The following is a 15,457-nucleotide window of genomic DNA, read 5'->3' on the forward strand; positions in this document are numbered from 1 at the left end:
CCGCTGACGCTGTTCGACAACGTCTACCCCAACGGCTCGCCGCTGGTCGACGCGGAGCGCGAGCGGTTCGGCGAATACCTTGCCTCGTTCGAGGGTCGAGGCCGGCCCGCCACACGACCTCCGGCAAGGCGGTCGGCGGCGTGATGCCGGTCGCCGCGCAGTCCAGCACGGGCTCGCCCGACCCGATCACCTCGGCGCCGTAGCGGTACGCGTACCGGTCGGGATAGAGGCAGAGGCCCGCGGAGGCGCCGACCTCGATCAGCGCGAGCGGCTGGGGGAGGGCCGCGAGCACCGGCAGCAGCACCGCGCACCGGCCGGCCTCGTTGGTCTGCGTCGCCCGGCTCCGCATCGCGGCCTGGATCGTCGGCCAGTTGGCCAGCACGTACGCCCGGAACTCGGCCGGGTCGTCGACCGGACCGCCGAGCCAACGCACCACGCCGAAGAGCAGGTTGGGCTGGCGTTTGCCCTCGGGAAGCGCGTCGAGCAGCCCGATCAGCTCCGCGTCGCGGGAGACCGCCGACGCCAGGCGCTCGTAGGCGGGTGAGACGCCGCGCGCCTCACCCGCCGCGAACTGCTCGTACCACAGGGCGGCCGTCATGACCGCCATGGTCTCATGATCAGCAGGGGCCGAGGTCCCGCCATTGCGCGGTCCAGCCGGGCTCCGAGCCCTGCGTCCACCAGTTGGCCTGCCACAGGTGCAGGCGGCCCTGCCGGTCCGGGTGCTTCACCCGCTGGCCCTCCAGGTAGACCGTGCCCCAGTTCCACGCCGGCGCGGTGGAGCAGTTCTGCGTCGGTGGGTTGGTCGGGTTCTGGGTGGGCGGGTTGGTCGGGTTCTGGGTGGGCGGGTTGGTCGGGTTCTGCGTGGGCGGGTTCGTGGGGTTCTGGGTCGGCGGGTTCGTCGGGCAGTTGCCGTTGCCGACCGTGTCGGTGTGCGCGGTGCCGGCCGAACGCAGCCCGGAGACCCGCGTCGCCACCTGTGCCGGCGTCAGCGCCTCGCTGCCGGCGTAGTAGAGGTAGTCGACCGCCTGGTTGTAGACCGCGCGGCCGCCGGCGTGCGTGGCCAGGTCGATGAACCAGAGGTTGAAGTTGATCGACATGTTGGTCTCGGGGTAGTACTGGTCGCCGTGGTCGGCCACCTGCACGCCGTCGACGAAGTACTTGACCCGGCCGGCGGAGACGTTGAACTGCAGGTTGTGCCAGCCGTTGAAGCTCTGCCGCTGCTCGGTGTGGGTGTTGACGGCCTGCCAGGGCTCGTTCTGGTAGGTCTCCCACGTGGTCTGGTAGAAGATCGGACCCTGCTCGCCCCACCCGCCGTTGGGCAGGTACTCGAAGTCGATCTCGCCGTAGTTCGGGTCGAGCGGGCGGTCCAGCGGGGTGATGGTGAAGAACGTCTCCACCAGGTGGTCGCCGTCGGTGCCGGAGACCGGCGCGTCGGCGAACTTCACGCGGGCGGCGTACGTGCCTTCGAAGAACTTGCGCTGGTGGAACATCTCGGCGTGCGAGGTGCCGCCCGCCGTGCCGTCGGTGGCCGCGGTCAGCTGGAGCGACTTCTGGCCGTCGACCGTCGGGAAGGACACGTTGGACGCGGGCCACGCCGCGCCGGGCACGCCGGGGCCGCCGGCGTTGGTGCGGACGGTCCAGCCGCGGGCGGCGATCGCCGGGTCGCTCGACGACGAGTAGCTGAAGTCGTCGAACAGGGCGCCGCACGGTGCGGCGGCGGCGGGGCCGGCCGCGCTCACCACGGCGATGCCGGCGACCGCGGCGATCAGCGCTGCCGCCGCGGTGCCACCCAGCAAATGCGGGATGCGGGACATGAGCTTCCTCCTCAAAGGACAGAAGCGGATATGGGGGTGCACGCACGCCTCTCTGCGCGCGTGATGGAGCCGGGGCTGCCCCGGCCGCCTTGGCGGTCGGGCCGGTTAGCTCTACCTGACCGCCCCCGCGGTCAGGCCGGATCTGATCTGCCGTTGGAAGATGACGTAGGCGGCCAGCACCGGCAGCATCGCGATCGTGAGGCCGGCGAACAGGCCGCTCCAGTCGGAGCGGTAGCCCTGGCTGACCGACAGCGCGGCCAGGCCCTGGGCGAGCACGTAGCGGTCCGGGTCGGGGTTGAGCACCAGCGGCAGCAGGTACTGGTTCCACAGGCCCAGGAAGTTGAAGATGGCGACGGTGACCAGCCCGGGGCGGGCCAGCGGGAGCATCACCCGGAAGAACACGCCCCAGTGCCCGCAGCCGTCCAGGAACGCGGCCTCGGCCAGCGCCGTCGGCAGCGTGCGGAAGAACGCGTGCAGGAAGAAGATCGTGAACGGCAGCGCGTACGCGGTGTAGACCAGGATCAGGCCGGGGTACGTGCCGAGCAGGCCGAGCTGCTTGACCACGAAGAACAGTGGCACCAGGGCCAGGAACACCGGGAACAGCATGCCGGCGACGAAGCCGAAGTAGACGATCCGGTTGCCGCGGAACGGATAGCGGGCCAGGGCGTACGCCGTCGTGGCTCCGAGCAGCATGGTCAGCAGCAGCGCGCACCCGACCACGAGCGCGCTGTTGCCGAAGTACCGCCCGATGTCCGCCTGGTTCCAGGCCCGCGACCAGTTGTCGAACCGCGGCGTCGAAGGCAGCGACCAGGGCGACGTGAGGATCTCCCGGTCGGTCTTGAGCGAGCTGACCACCGCCCAGAGCAACGGCAGGGTGACCACGGCCGCCCAGGCGACCAGGAACGCGTGCGCGCGTCTCATGCCAGCTCCACCCGCTCCCGCCGGCCTGCCCGCATCGCCAGCACAGCCAGCGTGAGGGTCAGGAAGAACAGCGCCACGCCCATCGCCGCCGCGTAGCCGAACTTGCTGTAGGTGAACGCGTTGCGGTAGAGGCCGAGCCCCATCACCTCGGTGGCGTTGTCGGGCCCGCCGGGTCCGGCGGTCATCACCTGCACGACCGCGAACCCGTCGAGCGCCAGCACGCCGAGGTAGACGAAGGCCACCTGCACGGTGTCGCGCAGCAGGGGCAGCACGATCCGCCACAACGTGGTGAGCCGCCCCGCGCCGTCGAGCACCGCCGCCTCGATGATCTCGGTCGGTATCGCCGCCATCGCGGCCGCGAACAGCACCATGTAGAACCCGACCGACGACCAGACGAGCACCGCCATCACGGCCCAGAGCGCGAGGTGCGGGTCGCCGAGCCAGGTGCGGGCGAGGCCCCCGAGCCCGACGGCCCGGAGCAGGCCGTTGAGCAGGCCGTCGTTGGGGTGGTACACGAACTGCCAGAGCAGCGCGATGATCGGCAGCGACAGGAGCTGCGGGAAAAAGTACGCGGTCTGGTAGGACGAGGCGCCGCGGATCGCGGAACCGCGGCGCCCGCCGAACGTGACCAGGACCGCCAGCAGCAGCCCGAGCGCGATGGTCACCGCCGGCACGACGACGAGCATCAACCCGTTGTTACGCAGGGCCGCCAGGAACAGCGGGTCGCCGGTGAGGCGGGTGAAGTTGTCGAGACCGACGAACTGGACCTGGCCGGAGACGCCGGTCCAGTCGGTCAGCGACAGGTAGAACGCCTGCGCGTAAGGGGAGAGCACGAACACCGCGTACAGCGCCAGCGCGGGAAGGATCGCGCCCGCGAGGAAGCGGTATCGGCCGTGCCGGTTGGGGACCATCGCTACCGCTGGAACTTCTTGACCGCGCTGTCGGCGGCGACGGCGTCGGCGGCCTTCTGCACCCGGTTGGCCCAGTCGGCCGGTGTGATCCGCTTCGAGGCGAGCTCACCGGTGGCGTCGTCGACCGCCTTGCCCAGCGGGGCGTACCAGGTCCGGAACCGGTAGGTGAAGGTGTTGCTGCCGGCCGCGTCGACCGCCGCCTTCACCGAGCCGAGCCCGCTGGTCAGGGTCAGTCCCTCCAGCGCTCCGGCTACGCTCGGCATCGTGCTGTTCAGCTCGGCGAACCGCTTGGCCGCGGTCGTCGAGAACAGGATGCGCAGGAATTCCAGGCCGCCGCGCGGGTTCTTGGCCTTGGCCGGCACGATGAACGACTCGCTGCTGGCCGCCTGGAGCGCGGTCTGCGGCAGCTTGTCGCTCCCGCCGAGCGCCGGCGCCGGCGCCATTACCATGTCGAACCCGCCCGGCGTCACACCCTTCTGCTCCGCCTCCAGCCAGGATCCACAAGGGATGATCGCGACCTGGCCCTGCGACCACGCCGCCTGCGCCTCGGTGTGCGAGAGCGCCGCGCTGCCGGACAGGATGTAGCCCTTGCCGGCCAGCTCCGCGATCGCGGTGGCCGCGTCGACCAGCGGCGCCTGCTTCCACGCGCCCGGCTCCAGGTTGTCGACGGCCTTGACCAGGTCGGGGCCGCCGGCCTTGGCGGCCATGGCGAGCAGCGGGTCGTTGAGGTACTCCGGGTACTTCCCCTGGTAGGTCCAGGGTGCGAGGCCGGCCTTCTTGATCTGCTCGCAGAGCGCCAGCATCGCGTCCCAGGTCGTCGGGAACGTCCAGCCGTGCTTGTCGAACAGGGGCTTCGAATACCAGAGACCCCAGACGGTGTACGTGAAGTTGAGCGCCTGCGTCTTGCCGTCGAACGTGCCGTCGTCGACCACGCCGGGCAGCAGCGTGTCGCGGACCTTCTTCGCCGGGTCGTCCAGCGAAGGCGCGTCGAGCAGGTCGGCCAGGTCCGTCAGCTTGCCGGCACCGACCAGCGTGGCGAGGTCGAGCCGGCCCGCGCCGGTGTTGTCGACGACGTCGGGCGGGGTGTCGGCGACGAACCGCGGCTGCAGCGCCTCGCCGACCTTCTGGATGCCCTTGTGGTCGACCGTGGCGCCGGGGTAGCGCTGCTTGTAGAGCGCCTCGGCGTTGACCGCGTACTCGTCGCCGTAGCCGCCCTTGAAGATGACCACCTCGAGCGGGGTCTTGTCGGGCACGCCGAGCGGGTTCTCCGTGGTCTTCGCACCGGACTCGGCCGCGGCGTTGCCGCCGTCGCCGCCTTCGGTCACGCAGCCGCCGAGCACCGGCAGGGCGGCACCCGCGACCGCGGCGCCGAGCACGGCACGGCGGGTCGGGTAACGTCTGAGCTGGGAAGAGGGGATCATTCGCGTGGCCTCGCCTTCTTGGTTAGGAGGCGGTACGCCGGATGCGCCCGGCGTACCGCGCTTCAAGCTGTCGGTTGTGCTCGTCACCGCCGGGCACGTTGTACGAGATGTAGATCGGTGGCGTCTCGCCGGCCGCGACGATCCGGGCCACCACCTCGCACACCAGTTGCTGTGCGAGCAGCGCGCCGGTGATCGAGGAGATCGCGCCGACCTTCGCGCCGTCGTCGCCGACGGGCATTGCCGCGTCGCCGTAGGGCGCGCCGTTGTCGAGCACCACGTCGGCCAGGTCGGCCAGGCGTTGGCCGGACGGGTGTTTGGTGGGCACGGCCAGGGTGTGCGCGAGCGAGGTGACCGCGATCAGGCCGTGCCCGTTTTCCTTGGCGATCCGGGCCAGCTCGACCACGACGCCGTTGACGCCCGAGTTGGACGCGATCACGAAGACGTCGTCGGGCTTGACCGGGGCCAGCTCGAACAGCCGCCGGGCCACCGACGGGTCCCGCTCCAGGAAGGGATCGTCGAGCACCGACCGGTCCGCGCCGCCGAACAGCACGAGGTCGCGGAGGGCGATCTTGTTGCTGGGCACGAGCCCGCCGGCCCGGCCCGCGATCTCCATGGCCAGGGCCTCGGAGTGGCCGGCGCCGAACGCCTGCACCACGCCACCGGCGCGCAGCGCCGCGGTGACCAGGTCGGCGGCACGGCGTACCGCGTCGGTCTGGGTCCTGGCGACCTGGTCGATCGCGGCATTGACGGCCGCGAGGTAGCTTTCCGCGCCGATCGTCATGATCCCTCCGTGGTCCTGTTGCGCTTGCGGGGTAGGCGGTGCGCGTCGACCGCGCGGGCGGTCACCTCGAACGCCTCGGTGGTGCGTTCGTAGGTGCGCTGCGCGACGGCGACGTAGATCAGGTCGAGCACCAGCAGCTGGCTGTGCAGCGCGGAGAGCGCCGCAAGCCGGAACGTGGTCTCCTGCACTGCGGTGGTCAGCACCACGTCGGCGACCTCGGCCAGGGGCGACCGGGGGAACGAGGTGACCGCGACGGTGAGCGCGCCGTGGTCGGCGGCCTCGCTGAGCACCTCGATCACCTCGCGGGTGCGGCCGCTGTGCGACAGCCCGATCGCGACGTCGCCGGGGCCGAGCAGCGCCGCGTTGGTCAGCGCGGTGTGCGGGTCGGAGCGGTGCCAGCAGGGCACCCGGATCCGCTCCAGCCGGAACGCCATCTCCCGGGCGGCGTTGCCGGAGCTGCCGAGGCCGAACAGCTCGACCCGCTGGGCGGTGGCGACGGCGGCGGCGACCCGCTCGACCGCGGCCAGGTCGACCTGGCCGGCGGTGTCCTGGATGGCCCGCGCGTCGGCGCTGGCCACCACGTCGAGCACGCGGTCGAGCGGCGCGTCCGGCGTGATGTCGTGGTCGATGTCGGTGTCCCAGCGGGCCTGCGCGGCGCGGCCCGTCTCGGTGGCGACCGCGACCCGCAGCTCCGCGTAGCCCCGGTAGCCGAAGAACCGGCAGAACCGGGTGATGGTCGCGGTGGACGTGCCGGCGCGCTCGGCGAGGTCGACGATCGTCGTCCGCGCGGTCTCCTCGGGTTCGCCGAGGATCTGCTCGGCGACCCGCTGGAGGGCGTCGGGCAGCGTCGGCAGCTCGGTGCGCACCCGGCCCAGCAGCCCGGTCTCGGCCATGCGGGCATTCCTTTCGCTCTTGCTTCGTGGTGAACAAAATTATTGTTGTCGCCGCTCTAAAGTCAAGATGTTTGACATAGACTCTTGTCTCGACGGCGGGCGCGGCGCAGCATGTGTGTCGTGAGCGAGCCGTTGGTGATCGGTGGCGACTGCGGTGGCACGAGCACGCGCGTCGTCGTGTCCACACTCGACGGTGCCGTGGTCGGCCGGGGTCGCGGCGGGCCGGGCAACCCGGTGGCCCGCCCGCCGGCCGAGACCGCGGCTGCGCTCGTCGCCGCGGTCCGCGACGCGCTGGGCGACCTGGATCCCGCACGGGTGGTGGGCGCGGTGGTCGGCGTGGCCGGCTACAGCCGCCTGGCGACGCCCGAGGGCGCGGCGGCCTACGCGGCTGCCTGGTCGTCGGCCGGGGTGGCGGCACCGCTGCGCACGGTCGGCGACGCGGTGGTGGCCTACGCGGCCGGCGGACACGACGTGCCGACCGGGTCGGTGCTGATCGCGGGGACGGGCGCGATCGCCTGCGAGATCGTCGGCTGGGAGGTGGGGCGTCGGGTCGACGGGATCGGCTGGCTGCTCGGCGACGAGGGATCCGGCTTCTGGTTCGGGGTCGCCGCCGCCCGGCACACCGCACACGCCCTGCACGCGGGCACGTCCGGCGCGCTCGTCTCGGCGGTGCACGCCGCGGTCGGCGGCGCCGGGCCCGAGGGATTCGTCAGCGCCTTCTACGCGTTGGCCCGCGACAAGATGGCCGCGCTGGCACCGCTCGTGTTCGAGGCCGCCCGGGCCGGCGACCCGGCCGCGCTCGCGATCGTCGGCGACGGCGCCGACCGGCTGACGAGGACGCTGCTCGCCCTGCCGCCCGGCGACGGCCCGATCGTGCTCGCGGGCGGCCTGCTCACCGCGGTGCCCGAGCTGTGCGCGGCCGTCCAGGCCCGGCTCCGCGACGCGACCGGGCGCGCCGGGGTGCTGGCGGGCGACGCCGCGGTCGCCGCGGCCCGGCTGGCCGCGCTGGCGGCGTCACATGCGGATGCGGGCGTTGGTGGGGTCGTAGAGGGGGCGTAGCGAGCAGCGGGCCGGCGCGATCCGGTCGGCCACCTCGACCGTCCACTCGCCGCTGTCCAGCCAGGCCTGGTCCAGCCCGGCACCGTCCTCCCGGGTCAGCATCGCGAGGCCGACCGCGCCGCCGAGCGTGAAGCCGTAGGAGGCCGCCCGGATGTAGCCGACCGGCCGGCCGTCGCGCCGGACCACCTCGCCGTGGAACATCAGGGGTTCGGGGTCGGTCAGCAGCACCTGCACGAGCCGGCGGTGCAGGGGGCCGGCCGCCTTGCGGGCCAGCACCGCGGCACGGCCGACGAAGCCGCCGGGCTTGTCGAGCGCGACCGCGAAGCCGAGCCCGGCCTCCAGCACCGAGTCGGTGTTGTCGATGTCGTGCCCGTAGTCCCGGTAGCCCTTCTCCATGCGCAGGCTGGACAACGCCTTGAGCCCGGCGTGCCGCACGTCGCCGGCCGCGGTCAACCGCTCGTACACGTGGATGGCCTGTTCCGCTGGGATGTAGAGCTCGTAGCCCAGTTCGCCGAGGTAGGTGATCCGGACGCAGAGCACGCGGGCGAAGCCGAGGTCGATCTCGCGGGCGGTGCGGAACGGGAACGCCTCGTTGGACAGGTCCGCGCTGGTGACCGACTGCAGCAGCGCACGTGAGCGCGGTCCCTGGATGTTCAGCTGCGCGTAGCCGCCGGTGACGTCGGTGACGAACGCGTACCGGCCCGTCGCCGCGCGTTCCATGATGGACAGTGCGTGCCGGTGTGCCGTGTCGGAGGCGACCACCCAGAAGCGGTCGTCGGCGAGCTTCGTGACCGTGAGGTCGGCCTCCAGCGTGCCGCGCTCGTTGAGCCACTGGGTGTACGTGATCTTCTCCGGGTCGCCGTTCACCGCGCCGGCCGAGAGGTGGTCGAGCATGGCGCCCGCCTCGTCGCCGCGGACCAGATATTTGGACATGAACGACATGTCCATCAGGATCACGTCCTCGCGGGCCGCCTTGTGCTCCTCCGCCCAGTAGGGGAACCAGTTCTGCCGACCCCAGGAGAGCTGCTCGACGCGCGGCTCGGTGCCCTCCGGTGCGTACCAGTCGGCGCCCTCCCAACCGCTCACGTCGCGGAAGTAGGCGCGCTGAGCGACCAGCCGATCGTGGATCGGCGAGAGCTTCGCGCCGCGCGCGGTCCTCATCGACAGCCCGGGGAAGTGGGTGGCGTAGACCTTGCCCAGGGACTCGACGGTACGCGTCGCGCGATAGTCCGGTGTGGACTGATAGCGCTCCAGCCGGTCGATGTTCATCCCGGTCACGTCGATGTCCGGCCGGCCGTCGACGATCCACTGCGCCAGCGCCCGACCGATGCCGCCGCCGGTCAGGATGCCGATCGAGTTGAGCCCGGCCGCGACGAAGTAGTTGCGCAGCTCCGGCGCCTCGCCGAAGACCGGCGACAGGTCGGGCGTGAACGACTCCGGGCCGCAGAAGAACGTGCGGACGCCCACCTCACCGGTGATCGGCACGCGGGCCATCGCCTTCTCGAGGTAGGGCGCCATCCGGTCCCAGTCCGGTGGGATCGTGCCGAACGAGAACGCCTCCGGCACCCGGTCGACGTGCCAGGGCGCGCACTCCGCCTCGAAGAGCCCGACCATCAGGCCGGCGCCCTCCTCGCGGTAGTAGCCGTAGGAGGACGGGTCCTCCAGCACCGGCAGGTCGCCCGTCACGCCGTCGATCGGCTCCGTGATCAGGTAGTAGTGCTCGGCGGCCTGCAGCGGGATGCTCACCCCGGCCTGCTCGCCGAGCTGCCGGGCCCACATGCCGGCGCAGTTGACGACGTACTCGGCCTCGATGTCGCCCTGCGGCGTGCGGACACCGGTGACGGTGTCGCCGCGGCGCAGCACGCCGGTCACCGGCACGCCCTCGATGATCGTGGCGCCGCGCAGCCGGGCGCCCTTGGCCAGCGCCATCGTGACGTCGACCGGGTTGGCCCGGCCGTCCTCGGCGACGTAGAAGCCGGCCAGCAGGTCGTCGGTGCGGGCGAGCGGGAACAGCTCCTTGATCTCGCCCGGCCCGATCTCCTGGACGTCGATGCCGCAGTAGCGGTTGAAGGCGGAGACCCGGCGGTATTCCTCCAGGCGGTCCGCGTCGGCGGCCACCTCGATGAAGCCGACCTGCTTGAGCCCGGTGGCCTGGCCGGTCTCGGCCTCGAGCCGGGCGTACAGGTCGCGGGTGTACTTCCGCATCTCGGTCGAGGTCTCCGAGAGCGACCCGAACGTGACCATCAGCCCGGCCGCGTGCCAGGTGGTGCCCGAGGTCAGCTTGTCGCGCTCGAGCAGGACGACGTCGGTCCAGCCCTGGGCGGCCAGGTGGTACGCGACCGAGGTGCCGATCACCCCGCCGCCGATCACCACGACCCGTGCACGTTCCGGAATAGCCACTTCCGTCCACCTCCTGAATCCGACGATGGTAAACACAGCTCCGTGCGGAATGAGGTGGCACGGTGAAGATCACGACGCGGAACGCGACGTTCCAGCAGTGGCAGGCGCTGCTGACCAACCGGAACAAGCGGCAGCGGGCAGGCGAGTTCCTGGTGCAGGGCGTACGCCCGATCAGCCTCGCGGTCGAGCACGGGTGGGAGATCCGCCAGTTGATCTTCCCCGCCGGGCGGCGGCTGTCGGAGTGGGCCGTGCGGCTGCTCGACAAGGTGGCCGAGCCCGTGGAGATGGCCGCCGAGCTGCACGCCGAGCTGGGTGAGAAGGAGGACGCGGAGCTGGTCGCCGTGGTCGGGCTGCCGCCGGACCGGCTGGACCGGCTCGGCCACCACGTCCCGGACCGCGCGGGGGCGCCGCTCTACGTGCTCTTCGACCGGCCGACCTCGCCGGGCAACCTGGGCACGCTGATCCGGTCGGCGGACGCGTTCGGCGCCGAGGGGCTGGTGGTCTGCGGGCACGCCGCGGACCCGTACGACCCGCGGGCGATCCGGGCCAGCACGGGGTCGCTCTTCGCGCTGCCGGTGGTCCGCACGTCGGCCACGACCGAGGTGCTGGAGTGGGCCGCGCCGCTGCGGCTGGTGGGCACCGACGAGCGGGCGACCGTCGACGTCGGTGACGCCGACCTGCGCGGGCCCACGCTGCTGCTGGTCGGCAACGAGACGCAGGGGCTCAGCAGCGCCTGGCGGCAGGCCGCCGACGAGATGGTCCGGATCCCGATCGGCGGCGCGGCGTCGTCGCTCAACGCGGCCGCCGCGGCCACGATCGTGCTCTACGAGGCGTCCCGCCAGCGCACCCGGCGCGAGCCCTAGGGGGTGTCTTGTGGATCATGCCGGGGCACCACCCTGATCCACAAGACACCCCCTAGCGCACGCCGACGACCGCGGCGTCGGTGCCGCCGCGCCAGACGAGGCCGACCTCGGTGAAGCCCGCGGCGCGCAGTGCGGACTCGTGCCAGTCGGCGGGCGGGGTCCAGTCGTTGTGCGCGGTGCTGTCGAAGATCTTCTTGCGGTCCGCGTAGCGCGGCGCCAGCGTCTCGTCCTGCGCGACCAGGTCCCACCAGCCCGGCCAGGACAGCGCGGCACCGGCCGCGTGGCGGGCGTTGCGCCGCTCCCGGGCCCGGTCGCGCAGCGCGGTGCTGAGCCCCGGCAGGCCCTCGTCGGGCATGTGGTCGGCGTTGACGAGCACGCCGCCGGGCCGGAGCAGGCCCGCGACCTCGCCGTAGAGGGCGGCCAGCCGGTCCTCGTCGAGCCAGTGCAGGGCGGTGGCCGACAGCACCGCGTCGTAGCCGTCGTGCGGCAGGTCAGCGGTCCAGGCGGGGTCGCGCAGGTCGGTGGCGACGATCGCCGTGCGGTCGTCGAGGCTGGCCCGGGCGATGGTCAGCAGCACGGGGTCGATGTCGACCAGCGTGGTCGTGCCGCGCGGAAACCGACGCAGCGTCCGCAACGAGATCGATCCGGTGCCACCCGCCAGGTCGAGCACCCGGGGCGCGGGGCCGGCGACGGCCTCGACGATGTCCAGCATCGCGGCGAACCGCTCCTCGCGGTCCGGGAGGAACGCCTCCTGCTGGCGGTCCCAGCTCTCCTGCCAGGCAGCCGCGTCAAGGTAAGGACTCATGGACGTCACACTAGTTACATCGGGAACGTCCTGTCCACCCGTTGTTCGCCCGGAGCGAACGCCACCGGGACGATCGCGAGATAGCGTCGGTCGGGTGACAGAAAACCTGCCTCGTACGGTCGGGGAACTGCGGGCCGCCGGCTACACCTATCGGACGGTCAAGGAGGAGCTCCGGGCCAACCTGCTGGAGCGGATGCGCACCGGCCAGCCCCGCTTCCCCGGCATCGTCGGGTACGACCAGACGGTGCTGCCCGAGGTCGAGCGGGCCATCCTGGCCGGTCACGACATGGTGCTGCTGGGCGAGCGCGGCCAGGGCAAGACCCGGCTCATCCGGTCGCTGGTCGACCTGCTCGACGAGTGGACCCCGGTGATCCCCGGCTCCGAGCTGAACGAACACCCGCTGCACCCGCTGACCCCGTCGTCGCGGCGTGCGGCGCAGGAGAGCGGCGACGACGCGCCGGTCGGCTGGCTGCACCGGTCGATGCGGTACGGCGAGAAGCTCGCCACCCCGGACACCAGCGTCGGCGACCTGGTCGGTGACGTCGACCCGATCCGGGTCGCGCAGGGCCGCACCCTCGGCGACCCTGAGACCATCCACTTCGGACTCGTGCCGCGCACCAACCGTGGCATCTTCGCCGTCAACGAGCTGCCCGACCTCGCCGAGCGGATCCAGGTCAGCCTGCTCAACGTGCTCGAGGAGCGGGACATCCAGATCCGCGGCTACCAGCTGCGGCTGCCGCTGGACGTGCTGCTCGTGGCCAGCGCCAACCCGGAGGACTACACCAACCGTGGGCGGATCATCACGCCGCTTAAGGACCGGTTCGGTGCCGAGATCCGCACGCACTACCCGCTGGAGCTCGACCTCGAGCTCGACCTGGTGCGCCAGGAGGCCCAGCTCGTGGCGGCCGTGCCCGATCACGTCCTGGAGGTCGTGGCCCGGTTCGCCCGCGCGGTCCGCGAGTCGCCCTCGGTCGACGCCCGCTCCGGCGTCTCCGCCCGGTTCCCGATCGCGGCGGCCGAGACCGTCGCCGCGGCCGCGCTGCGCCGCTCCGGCCTGCTCGGCGAGACCGAGGCGGTCGCCCGGATCGGCGACGCCGAGTCCGTGACCAGCACGTTGCGTGGCAAGGTCGAGTTCGAGAGCGGTGAGGAGGGCCGGGAGATCGAGATCCTGGCCCATCTGCTGCGTACGGCGACCGCGGAGACGTTCCGCGCCCGGCTGGCCGGGCTCGACCTGTCGAGCTTCGTCAACCTGGTTGCCGAGGGCGACATCGTCGAGACCGGCGAGCTCGTGCCGGCCGAGGAGATCCTCCGCCAGGTCGGCACGCTGCCCGGCCTCGCCAAGGTGCTCGACCGGCTCGGCCTCGGCGACGCGCCCAACCGGGGCGAGGCCGCCGCCGGCATCGAGTTCGTGCTGGAGGGCCTGCACCTGACCCGGCGGATGTCCAAGGTCAGCGGCGACGGTCGCACGATGTACGGCAGCCGGGGATGAGAAGCAACCGCTACGGCGCGTGGGAGGGCGGGCCGGACCCGCTCGCACCGCCGTACGACGTCCGCGCCGCGGTCGACGAGGTCGGCGCCGAGGTGCTCGAGGGCGGCTCGCTGCGGGACGCCCTGCGCAACCTGCTGCGCCGGGGCCTGTCCGGCCGCGGCGGGCTCGACGACCTGCAGGCCCGGGCGCGCCGGATGCGCCGGGACGCGATGCGTCGCGGCCAGCTCGACGGCGCGGTGACCCGGGCACAGCAGCTCCTCGACCAGGCGCTCGCCGCCGAGCGTGACGAACTGTCGCGCCGCGACGACGAGGCGGCGCAGTTCAACCAGGCCGTGCTGGACAACCTGCCCCGCTCGACCGCGCGGGCCGTGGAGGAGCTGCGCGACTACCAGTGGGCGAGCGAGGAGGGTCGGCAGCGCTACCAGCAGATCCTCGACGGGCTCCGCGACGAGGTGGTCGAGCAGCGGTTCCGCGGGCTGCGGGAGAGCCTGCAGGACCCGGCGGCGCAGCAGGCCGTGGCGGAGATGATGCGGGACCTCAACGCCCTGCTCGACCGGCACGCCCGGGGCGAGGACACCACCGACCAGTTCGCCGAGTTCATGCGGCGGCACGGTGACTACTTCCCGGAGCAGCCGCAGACCGTCGACGAGCTGGTCGACGCGCTGGCCCGCCGGGCGGCCGCCGGTGAGCGGCTCATGCGCTCGCTGTCGCCGCAGCAGCGCGAGGAGCTGGCCTCGCTGATGCAGCAGGCGCTCGGCAACGGTGACCTGGCCCGGGAGATGGGCGCGCTCAACGACAACCTGCGCGCACTCCGGCCCGACCTCGCCTGGGATCGCCGGGAGCGGATGCGCGGCGAGGAGCCGCTCGGGTACGGCGAGGCGACCGGCGCCCTGGAGGAGATCGGCGAGCTGGACGACCTGCTCGACCAGCTCGGCCAGGAGCACCCGGGCGCGACCCTGGACGACGTGGACGTCGAGGCGGTCGAGCGGGCGCTGGGCCGGTCCGCGGCCGACGACGTGCGCCGGCTCCAGGAGCTGGAGCGGGAGATGCGCCGGCAGGGCTGGGTCACCCGGGACGCGGACGGCCTGACGCTCTCGCCGAAGGCGCTGCGCCGGCTCGGCGGCACCGCGCTGAACCGGGTGTTCGCGGACCTGACCGGCGGCCGGCGGGGTCAGCACGACCTGCGCGACGCGGGCGCGGCCGGCGAGGTGACCGGCGCGTCCCGGCCCTGGGAGTACGGCGACGAGCAGCCGCTGGACGTGGTCCGCACAGTCACCCGGGCGGTGGCCCGCGGCGGCGCGGGCGTGCCGGTCTCGCTGGCGGTCGAGGACTTCGAGGTCGTGGAGACCGAGCGGCGGGCCTCGGCGGCCGTCGCGCTCTGCGTCGACCTGTCGTTCTCGATGGTGTCCGAGGGCCGCTGGGGCCCGATGAAGCAGACCGCGCTGGCGTTGTCGCACCTGGTCGCCACCCGGTTCCCGCAGGACGCGCTGCAGATCATCGGGTTCGGCCGGTCCGCGGCGCCGCTGTCGCAGGCCGAACTGGCCGCCATCGAACCCGACTACGAACAGGGCACCAACCTGCACGACGCGCTCCGCCAGGCCGGCCGGCACCTGCGCAAGCACCCGGAGGCCGAGCCGGTCGTGCTGGTGGTCACCGACGGCGAGCCCACGGCGCACGTCGACGAGGACGGCTACCCGGTCTTCATGTGGCCGCCGACCCGGGAGACGATCACCGCGACCGTGCAGGAGGTCGACCGCCTCACCCGGTACGGCGCGACGCTCAACCTGTTCATGCTCGGCGAGGACGCGGGACTGCGGCGGTTCGTCGACGCGGTCGCGCAGCGCAGCGGCGGCCGGGTGTTCACGCCGTCGTCCGACGACCTCGGCGCGTACGTGGTCTCCGACTACATCCGTGCCCGGCGCGGGCGCCGGGGTGCCCGGGCCGCCTAGGCTCGTTCAGCCTGTCTTGGTCGGCGAGGCCGGCGCCGTCGCCGGTGGCGGTGCCGGCGTGGTCGGGGCGTCGCCGGCGAAGACGCCGGTCGCGAACAGGATGCCGAGGATGACCCCGATGACGCCGATCGCCACCGCGCCGATCATCAAC

Annotated in this window: 13 protein-coding genes; 4 read left to right on the forward strand and 9 right to left on the reverse strand. The window is 72.5% G+C overall.

Features of this window, described 5'->3' with window-relative positions:
• From AB0H87_RS24885 to AB0H87_RS24915, 7 genes are all read right to left on the reverse strand, one after another.
• Nucleotides 1-598, reverse strand: a 598-nt coding sequence (locus tag AB0H87_RS24885; RefSeq protein ID WP_360150110.1) for a DUF2332 family protein, incomplete at its 3' end; no start/stop codon positions are given.
• Nucleotides 599-617: 19 nt separating this feature from the next.
• Nucleotides 618-1,814, reverse strand: coding sequence for a family 16 glycosylhydrolase (locus AB0H87_RS24890; protein ID WP_360150113.1), 1,197 nt, complete (start codon nt 1,812-1,814; stop codon nt 618-620).
• Nucleotides 1,815-1,925: 111 nt separating this feature from the next.
• Nucleotides 1,926-2,735, reverse strand: a complete 810-nt coding sequence (locus AB0H87_RS24895; protein ID WP_360150116.1) for a carbohydrate ABC transporter permease — start codon at nt 2,733-2,735, stop codon at nt 1,926-1,928.
• A complete protein-coding gene (locus tag AB0H87_RS24900; protein ID WP_360150119.1) occupies nt 2,732-3,646 on the reverse strand; it encodes a sugar ABC transporter permease in 915 nt (304 codons plus the stop codon). The genes AB0H87_RS24895 and AB0H87_RS24900 overlap by 4 nt, the downstream gene beginning before the upstream one ends.
• Nucleotides 3,647-3,648: 2 nt before the next feature.
• Nucleotides 3,649-5,067, reverse strand: a complete 1,419-nt coding sequence (gene ngcE / locus AB0H87_RS24905; protein WP_360150122.1) for an N-acetylglucosamine/diacetylchitobiose ABC transporter substrate-binding protein — start codon at nt 5,065-5,067, stop codon at nt 3,649-3,651.
• A 22-nt stretch (nt 5,068-5,089) separates the two neighbouring features.
• A complete protein-coding gene (locus AB0H87_RS24910; RefSeq protein ID WP_360150125.1) occupies nt 5,090-5,848 on the reverse strand; it encodes an SIS domain-containing protein in 759 nt (252 codons plus the stop codon).
• Entirely contained in the window at nt 5,845-6,741 is an 897-nt protein-coding gene (locus AB0H87_RS24915; RefSeq protein WP_360150128.1) for a MurR/RpiR family transcriptional regulator, read from the reverse strand. The genes AB0H87_RS24910 and AB0H87_RS24915 overlap by 4 nt, the downstream gene beginning before the upstream one ends.
• A gap of 120 nt (nt 6,742-6,861) precedes the next feature.
• Between AB0H87_RS24915 and AB0H87_RS24920 the strand changes: the two genes are divergently transcribed.
• The gene (locus AB0H87_RS24920) at nt 6,862-7,800 is read left to right on the forward strand and encodes a BadF/BadG/BcrA/BcrD ATPase family protein (protein ID WP_360150131.1); all 939 of its coding nucleotides are present in this window, start codon (nt 6,862-6,864) and stop codon (nt 7,798-7,800) included.
• On the opposite strand, the gene AB0H87_RS24925 is transcribed toward AB0H87_RS24920, so the two are convergent.
• Nucleotides 7,756-10,200 carry an FAD-dependent oxidoreductase gene (locus AB0H87_RS24925; RefSeq protein WP_360150134.1) on the reverse strand — a complete coding sequence of 815 codons (2,445 nt, stop codon included), beginning with the start codon at nt 10,198-10,200 and terminating at the stop codon, nt 7,756-7,758. The two genes, AB0H87_RS24920 and AB0H87_RS24925, sit on opposite strands and share 45 nt — an antisense overlap.
• A 62-nt stretch (nt 10,201-10,262) precedes the next feature.
• Here AB0H87_RS24925 and AB0H87_RS24930 point away from each other — a divergent pair, with 62 nt between their 5' ends.
• A complete protein-coding gene (locus AB0H87_RS24930) occupies nt 10,263-11,063 on the forward strand; it encodes a TrmH family RNA methyltransferase (RefSeq protein WP_360150137.1) in 801 nt (266 codons plus the stop codon).
• 52 nt (nt 11,064-11,115) lie between these two features.
• Here AB0H87_RS24930 and AB0H87_RS24935 read toward each other — a convergent pair whose 3' ends face one another.
• A complete protein-coding gene (locus AB0H87_RS24935; protein WP_360150140.1) occupies nt 11,116-11,868 on the reverse strand; it encodes a class I SAM-dependent methyltransferase in 753 nt (250 codons plus the stop codon).
• A 94-nt stretch (nt 11,869-11,962) separates the two neighbouring features.
• Between AB0H87_RS24935 and AB0H87_RS24940 the strand changes: the two genes are divergently transcribed.
• Both AB0H87_RS24940 and AB0H87_RS24945 read left to right on the forward strand, forming a co-directional pair.
• Complete coding sequence (locus tag AB0H87_RS24940) at nt 11,963-13,357, forward strand: sigma 54-interacting transcriptional regulator (protein ID WP_360150143.1); 1,395 nt, start codon at nt 11,963-11,965, stop codon at nt 13,355-13,357.
• The gene (locus AB0H87_RS24945; protein ID WP_360150146.1) at nt 13,354-15,306 is read left to right on the forward strand and encodes a VWA domain-containing protein; all 1,953 of its coding nucleotides are present in this window, start codon (nt 13,354-13,356) and stop codon (nt 15,304-15,306) included. Before AB0H87_RS24940 ends, AB0H87_RS24945 begins: the two co-directional genes overlap by 4 nt.
• Nucleotides 15,307-15,457: the final 151 nt, after the last annotated feature.

It is taken from the genome of Asanoa sp. NPDC050611, assembly GCF_040654855.1.
GTDB lineage: Bacteria > Actinomycetota > Actinomycetes > Mycobacteriales > Micromonosporaceae > Asanoa.

Bases quoted from the DNA above. Each gene is read 5' to 3' on its own strand.
- AB0H87_RS24890 (WP_360150113.1), bottom strand. From the start codon at position 1,814: ATGTCCCGCATCCCGCATTTGCTGGGTGGCACCGCGGCGGCAGCGCTG.
- AB0H87_RS24895 (WP_360150116.1), bottom strand. From the start codon at position 2,735: ATGAGACGCGCGCACGCGTTCCTGGTCGCCTGGGCGGCCGTGGTCACC.
- AB0H87_RS24900 (WP_360150119.1), bottom strand. From the start codon at position 3,646: ATGGTCCCCAACCGGCACGGCCGATACCGCTTCCTCGCGGGCGCGATC.
- ngcE (WP_360150122.1), bottom strand. From the start codon at position 5,067: ATGATCCCCTCTTCCCAGCTCAGACGTTACCCGACCCGCCGTGCCGTG.
- AB0H87_RS24910 (WP_360150125.1), bottom strand. From the start codon at position 5,848: ATGACGATCGGCGCGGAAAGCTACCTCGCGGCCGTCAATGCCGCGATC.
- AB0H87_RS24915 (WP_360150128.1), bottom strand. From the start codon at position 6,741: ATGGCCGAGACCGGGCTGCTGGGCCGGGTGCGCACCGAGCTGCCGACG.
- AB0H87_RS24935 (WP_360150140.1), bottom strand. From the start codon at position 11,868: ATGAGTCCTTACCTTGACGCGGCTGCCTGGCAGGAGAGCTGGGACCGC.
- AB0H87_RS24945 (WP_360150146.1), top strand. From the start codon at position 13,354: ATGAGAAGCAACCGCTACGGCGCGTGGGAGGGCGGGCCGGACCCGCTC.